Genomic DNA, 5,448 nt, shown 5'->3' on the forward strand with positions numbered 1-5,448 from the left:
CCGGAGTGGCTGTCGCCAGGTCACTCCGGCTCTCCCCCTCATTGCGAGCGAAGCGAAGCAATCCGGCCCCGAGCACGAGGCTGGATTGCTTCGTCGCTTCGCTCCTCGCAATGACGGAGGGAGGCGGGAGTTGGTATTGACGGGGATGTGGTGCCAATGACGCCGCACGGCGTCAGGAAATCCGCAGCGCCGCGAACAGTGCGAGCGCGAACAGCGCCAGCGCGCCGGCGATGAAGCCGAGCACGAAGGTCCACAGACCATTGCGGCGCGGCGGCGCCGGGAGCAGCGGAGCGGCTTGGACCGGCGGCAACGACAGCGCCCGCTCGCGCTCGACCAGCCGGCGAGCCACATAGCTCGTCACCGCGTCCGCGATCTTGGCCGCCTCGTGGGATTCGGCCAGCACGATCCGGCCGTAGGCGGTGTCCTGGACGAAGCGGTACATCCGCTTGTCCCGTCCCATCACCACATGGGCGACGACGTCGATCCACAGCCGCGGGGTGTCGCCCTGGCTGATGCCGCGATCGAACAGCTCAACCCCGCCAGGGATCTCGGCGAACAGCGGGTCGAGCGAGTCATTGAGGATTTCGAGGCGGGCGATTTCGGCGTCGCGCAGGTCGACGACCACGCCGGTGCGGTCGGCGGCCTCGATCCGGGCCTGCCGCAACGCATCCTTCAGCCGCATCGGCCTCGCCGCCGTGCTTACGGAGTTCTGAGCGTCCGCCCTTCTCGACTTCAGCCTCGTGCCTGCCTGAGCCCGCCGCCGATTAACCTATCAGTAACCCTTCGGCCGTGAAAGCCGTTTACCGATCAACCAGTTGGCTCATCCACGGCAGTCTGAGGAGCGTTCCCGAATCCGGTTTTGGGCCCCCGAAACGACGATGGCGGCCCTGCCGGGTTGCCCCGACAGGACCGCCAAAGTCCTTGGACGTCTTCTATCTCGTCAGCTCGCCGGGCGGCGCGTGCGCCGCCGCGACTCAGGAGCGCATCAGGCCGGGGTGACGGCCCGGTTCGGCTCTTCCACGATCGAGAACCGAACGCCTGCGCGATGGCGGTTCTCTTCGGAAAGGACCTTCCAGGCCTCTTCGGCCTCCTTGCGCGTCTTGAAGGGACCCTTCACCTGGGCCGACCCTTCGACGAGCTTGTGGAAGTTCATCGAACCGAACTCGCCACCGATCACCCAGAAGTTGCTGCCCGCTGTCATGGTCCTTCTCCTGCTTCTTTCCGTTTAGCTGAACTGGTTCATCGTATTGTGTTCGCCGCCGGCCTTCAGAGCCGCGTCGCCGGCGAAGTATTCCTTGTGATCGTCGCCGATGTCCGAGCCGGCCATGTTCTGGTGCTTCACACAGGCGATGCCCTGACGGATTTCCTGGCGCTGCACATTCTTAACATAACCCAGCATGCCCTGGTCGCCGAAATATTCGCGGGCCAGATTGTCGGTCGACAGCGCAGCCGTGTGGTAGGTCGGCAGCGTGATCAGGTGGTGGAAGATGCCGGCGCGCTTGGCCGAATCCGCCTGGAAGGTGCGGATGCGGGCGTCGGCTTCGATCGCCAGCGGGGTTTCGTCGTATTCGGCCTTCATCAGCTCGGCGCGGTTATACTTGCTGACGTCCTTGCCCTCTTCCTTCCAGGCATCATAGACCTGCCAGCGGAAGTTGAGCGTCCAGTTGAACGACGGCGAGTTGTTGTAGGCCAGCTTGGCGTTCGGCACGACTTCGCGGATCCGATCGACCATCGAGGCGATCTGCTCGATATGCGGCTTCTCGGTTTCGATCCACAGCAGGTCGGCGCCGTTCTGCAGCGAGGTGATGCAGTCCAGCACGCAGCGGTCCGCGCCGGTGCCCGGACGGAACTGGTACAGGTTGCTCGGCAGACGCTTCGGGCGCAGCAGCTTGCCGTTGCGGCTGATGATCACGTCGCCGTTGCCGATCTTGCTGGCATCGACTTCTTCGCAATCCAGGAAGCTGTTGTACTGGTCGCCGATGTCACCCGGCTGATGGCTGACAGCGATCTGCTGGGTCAGGCCGGCGCCGAGCGAGTCGGTGCGGGTGACGATGATGCCGTCTTCCACGCCCATCTCGAGGAACGCGTGACGGATCGCGCGGACCTTGGCGATGAACACGTCGTGCGGCACGGTGACCTTGCCGTCCTGGTGGCCGCACTGCTTCTCGTCCGAGACCTGGTTCTCGATCTGCAGCGCGCAGGCGCCCGCTTCGATCATCTTCTTGGCGAGCAGATAGGTCGCCTCGGCGTTGCCGAAGCCCGCGTCGATGTCGGCGATGATCGGCACGACGTGGGTCTGGAAGTTGTCGATCTGGTCGATGATCGCGGTTTCCTTGGCCTTGTCGCCGGCCTCACGGGCCTTGTCGAGCTGGCGGAACAGGTCGTTGAGCTCGCGCGAATCCGCCTGGCGCAGGAAGGTGTAGATCTCTTCGATCAGCGCCGGCACCGAGGTCTTCTCGTGCATCGACTGGTCGGGCAGCGGGCCGAACTCCGAGCGCAGCGCCGCGATCATCCAGCCCGACAGGTAGATGTAACGGCGGTCGGTCTTGCCGCCATTGTGCTTCTTGATCGAGATCAGCTTCTGCTGCGCGATGAAGCCGTGCCAGCAACCCAGCGACTGGGTGTACTTGGTCGGGTCGGCGTCATACGCAGCCATGTCGGCACGCATCTGCGCCGCGGTGTAACGGGCGATGTCCAGACCGGTCTTGAAGCGGTTCTGCAGGCGCATCCGAGCCACGGCCTCGGCGGTGACGCCATTCCAGGTCGGCTTGTCCTTGAGGAGAGCTTCGGCCGCTTCGATCTCGCTCTTGTAGGAGCTCGGAGCGTGGATGGCGCTGATGCCGCGTGGCTGGAAGTTCATGACATGATCCCTTCGGTACGAATAATTCGCAGCGCGACATTCGTGACAATCGCGCCTTGAAACGTGCCGAGAGATAAACGCGAGATGACAGAAGACGTACAGACCTCTTGCGAACGAATGGTGATGTCATGTAACTTCAGTACATGTAACATTTGTTATTTTGTAAATTTTGTAAAACGCGATATCTGGGGCGGAATCTGAAAGGACCCTGTAATGGCCGGCGATTCCGGTAAAAAACTGTTCGTGGGCCCCCGCTTCCGCCGCATTCGGCAGCAGCTCGGGCTGTCGCAAACCCAGATCGCCGAAGGTTTGGGCATTTCTCCCAGCTACGTCAACCTGATTGAGCGCAACCAGCGCCCGGTGACCGCTCAGATCCTTCTGCGGCTGGCCGAGACCTACGACCTCGACCTCCGGGACCTGGCCACCGCCGACGAGGACCGGTTCTTCGCCGAGCTCAACGAGATCTTCTCCGACCCCCTGTTCCGGCAGATCGACCTGCCGAAGCAGGAGCTGCGCGACCTCGCCGAGCTTTGCCCCGGCGTCACCCATTCGCTGCAACGGCTGTACGCCGCCTATACCGAGGCGCGCCGCGGCGAGACCATGGTGGCGGCGCAGATGGCCGACCGCGAACAGATCCGCTACGAGGCCAACCCGATCGAGCGCATCCGCGACCTGATCGAGGCCAACCGCAACTACTTCCCCGAGCTGGAGCAGGCCGCCGAAGCGGTGCGCGACGAGCTCAATATCGGCTCGCAAGAGATGTTCGGGGCACTGACCGACCGGCTGCGCGAGCGCCATTCGATCACCACCCGGATCATGCCGGTCGACGTGATGCGCGAGACGCTGCGAAGGTTCGACCGTCACCGCCGGCAACTCTTGATCTCCGAACTGATCGACGGCCCCGGCCGCGCCTTCCAGGTCGCGTTCCAGACCGGGCTGACCGAGCACGGCGGCATCATGGACGCGATCGTGCACCGCGCCGGCGGCCTCGAGGATCAGGCGCGGCGGCTGTATCGGATCACGCTCGGCAACTACTTTGCCGCCGCCGTGATGATGCCCTACGCGGCCTTCCACGCCGCCGCCGAGCAGCTCAGCTACGACGTCAACGTGCTGGCGCAGCGCTTCAACGCCGGCTTCGAACAGGTCTGCCACCGTCTCACCACGCTGCAGCGGCCGAACGCCCGCGGCGTGCCGTTCTTCATGCTGCGTGTCGACAACGCCGGCAACGTCTCCAAGCGGTTCTCGTCCGGCACCTTCCCGTTCTCGAAGTTCGGCGGCACCTGCCCGCTGTGGAACGTGCACTCGACCTTCGATACGCCGGACCGGCTGCTTAAGCAGGTGATCGAACTGCCCGACGGCAGCCGTTACTTCTCGATCGCCCAGATGGTCCGCCGCCCGATCGCCCCGCACCCGCAACCGCAGCCGCGCTTCGCGATCGGTTTGGGCTGCGAAATCCGCCACGCCGCCAAACTGATCTACGCCGCCGGCATGGACCTGGAAAAAGCCGAAGGCACCCCGATCGGCGTCAACTGCCGCCTCTGCGAACGCGAACACTGCTCGCAACGAGCCGAGCCGCCGATCACGCGGACGCTGATCCTCGACGAGAATACGCGAAGGGCGAGTAGCTTTGCGTTTAGTAATGCAAGGGAGCTGTGAGTCGCCACGCAGCAATCGCCAGATCCGCACACGACACTCTCCACGTCATTGCGAGCGCAGCGAAGCAATCCAGGCCCCGTGCTCGGCGCTGGATTGCTTCGTCGCTTCGCTCCTCGCAATGACGGAGAGAGACGTTGGCCGCACCGACGAGGGCCCGCACCGCCCGTCATTGCCGGGCTTGACCCGGCAATCCATCCCAACAACAGTCAGCTCTTCTGATTTGATGGATCGCCGGGTCGAGCCCGGCGATGACGCTTGGTGAGGTGGCGATGCTGCGGCTCGATTTGGCGGTTCGACAATTGCGAAGGTCCGGGATTGCGGCGGTCGCTGCAGCAACGCTCGTAATCACAATGTCGCTTTCTTCCCCCGCCCTCGCCCAGCGCGGCGCGTCGTGCCATGGCGGGCAGAGCTTCGATCAGTTTCTCGCCGGGCTGAAGCAGAAGGCGGTGGCGGCCGGGGTGTCACAGCGGGCGATCACCGAAGCTTCGCCGTATCTCGTGTACGATCAGGGCATCGTCAATCGCGACCGCGGGCAGCGGGTGTTCGGGCAGATCTTCACGGTGTTCGCCGGGCGGATGGCTTCCGAAGGACGGCGCGTCAAAGGCCAGCAACTGATCAAGCAATACGCGAACGCGTTCGCGCGGGCAGAGAAGGAATACGGCGTGCCGCCGGCGGTGATCACCGCGTTCTGGGCGCTGGAGAGCGACTTCGGCGCGGTGCAGGGCAATCTGCCGACGCTGCGCTCGCTGGTGTCGCTGGCCTATGACTGCCGCCGCTCCGAGATGTTCCAGGACGAGACCATCGCGGCGCTGAAGATCATCGACCGCGGCGACCTGTCGCCGGGCGAGATGGTCGGCTCGTGGGCCGGCGAACCCGGCCCGACGCAATTCCTGCCGCGGCCCCAATTCCACTACGCGGTCGACTCTGACGGC

5 protein-coding genes are annotated in these 5,448 nt (G+C 64.4%); 2 read left to right on the top strand and 3 right to left on the bottom strand.

The genetic code is table 11. The annotated features are described in order from the left end of the window. Positions 1 to 172 precede the first annotated feature (172 nt). The 3 genes from DYI24_RS20195 to DYI24_RS20205 form a co-directional block, all read right to left on the bottom strand. Positions 173 to 682, bottom strand: a complete 510-nt coding sequence (locus tag DYI24_RS20195) for a hypothetical protein (RefSeq protein WP_164573583.1) — start codon at positions 680 to 682, stop codon at positions 173 to 175. Between the two features lie 303 nt (positions 683 to 985). Then, positions 986 to 1,201 carry a DUF4170 domain-containing protein gene (locus tag DYI24_RS20200; protein WP_013504258.1) on the bottom strand — a complete coding sequence of 72 codons (216 nt, stop codon included), beginning with the start codon at positions 1,199 to 1,201 and terminating at the stop codon, positions 986 to 988. A gap of 24 nt (positions 1,202 to 1,225) precedes the next feature. Then, positions 1,226 to 2,860, bottom strand: a complete 1,635-nt coding sequence (locus tag DYI24_RS20205) for an isocitrate lyase (RefSeq protein ID WP_107345965.1) — start codon at positions 2,858 to 2,860, stop codon at positions 1,226 to 1,228. 213 nt (positions 2,861 to 3,073) lie between these two features. On the opposite strand from DYI24_RS20205, the gene DYI24_RS20210 reads away from it, so the two are divergent. Then, entirely contained in the window at positions 3,074 to 4,516 is a 1,443-nt protein-coding gene (locus DYI24_RS20210) for a helix-turn-helix domain-containing protein (RefSeq protein ID WP_107345966.1), read from the top strand. Positions 4,517 to 4,866: 350 nt separating this feature from the next. After that, a partial coding sequence (locus tag DYI24_RS20215) for a lytic murein transglycosylase (protein WP_246701318.1) occupies positions 4,867 to 5,448 on the top strand: 582 nt, incomplete at its 3' end.

Source organism: Rhodopseudomonas sp. BR0C11 (assembly GCF_010820945.1).
Taxonomy (GTDB): domain Bacteria; phylum Pseudomonadota; class Alphaproteobacteria; order Rhizobiales; family Xanthobacteraceae; genus Rhodopseudomonas; species Rhodopseudomonas palustris_H.

Bases quoted from the DNA above. Each gene is read 5' to 3' on its own strand.
- DYI24_RS20205 (WP_107345965.1), bottom strand. From the start codon at position 2,860: ATGAACTTCCAGCCACGCGGCATCAGCGCCATCCACGCTCCGAGCTCC.
- DYI24_RS20210 (WP_107345966.1), top strand. From the start codon at position 3,074: ATGGCCGGCGATTCCGGTAAAAAACTGTTCGTGGGCCCCCGCTTCCGC.
- DYI24_RS20200 (WP_013504258.1), bottom strand. From the start codon at position 1,201: ATGACAGCGGGCAGCAACTTCTGGGTGATCGGTGGCGAGTTCGGTTCG.
- DYI24_RS20195 (WP_164573583.1), bottom strand. From the start codon at position 682: ATGCGGCTGAAGGATGCGTTGCGGCAGGCCCGGATCGAGGCCGCCGAC.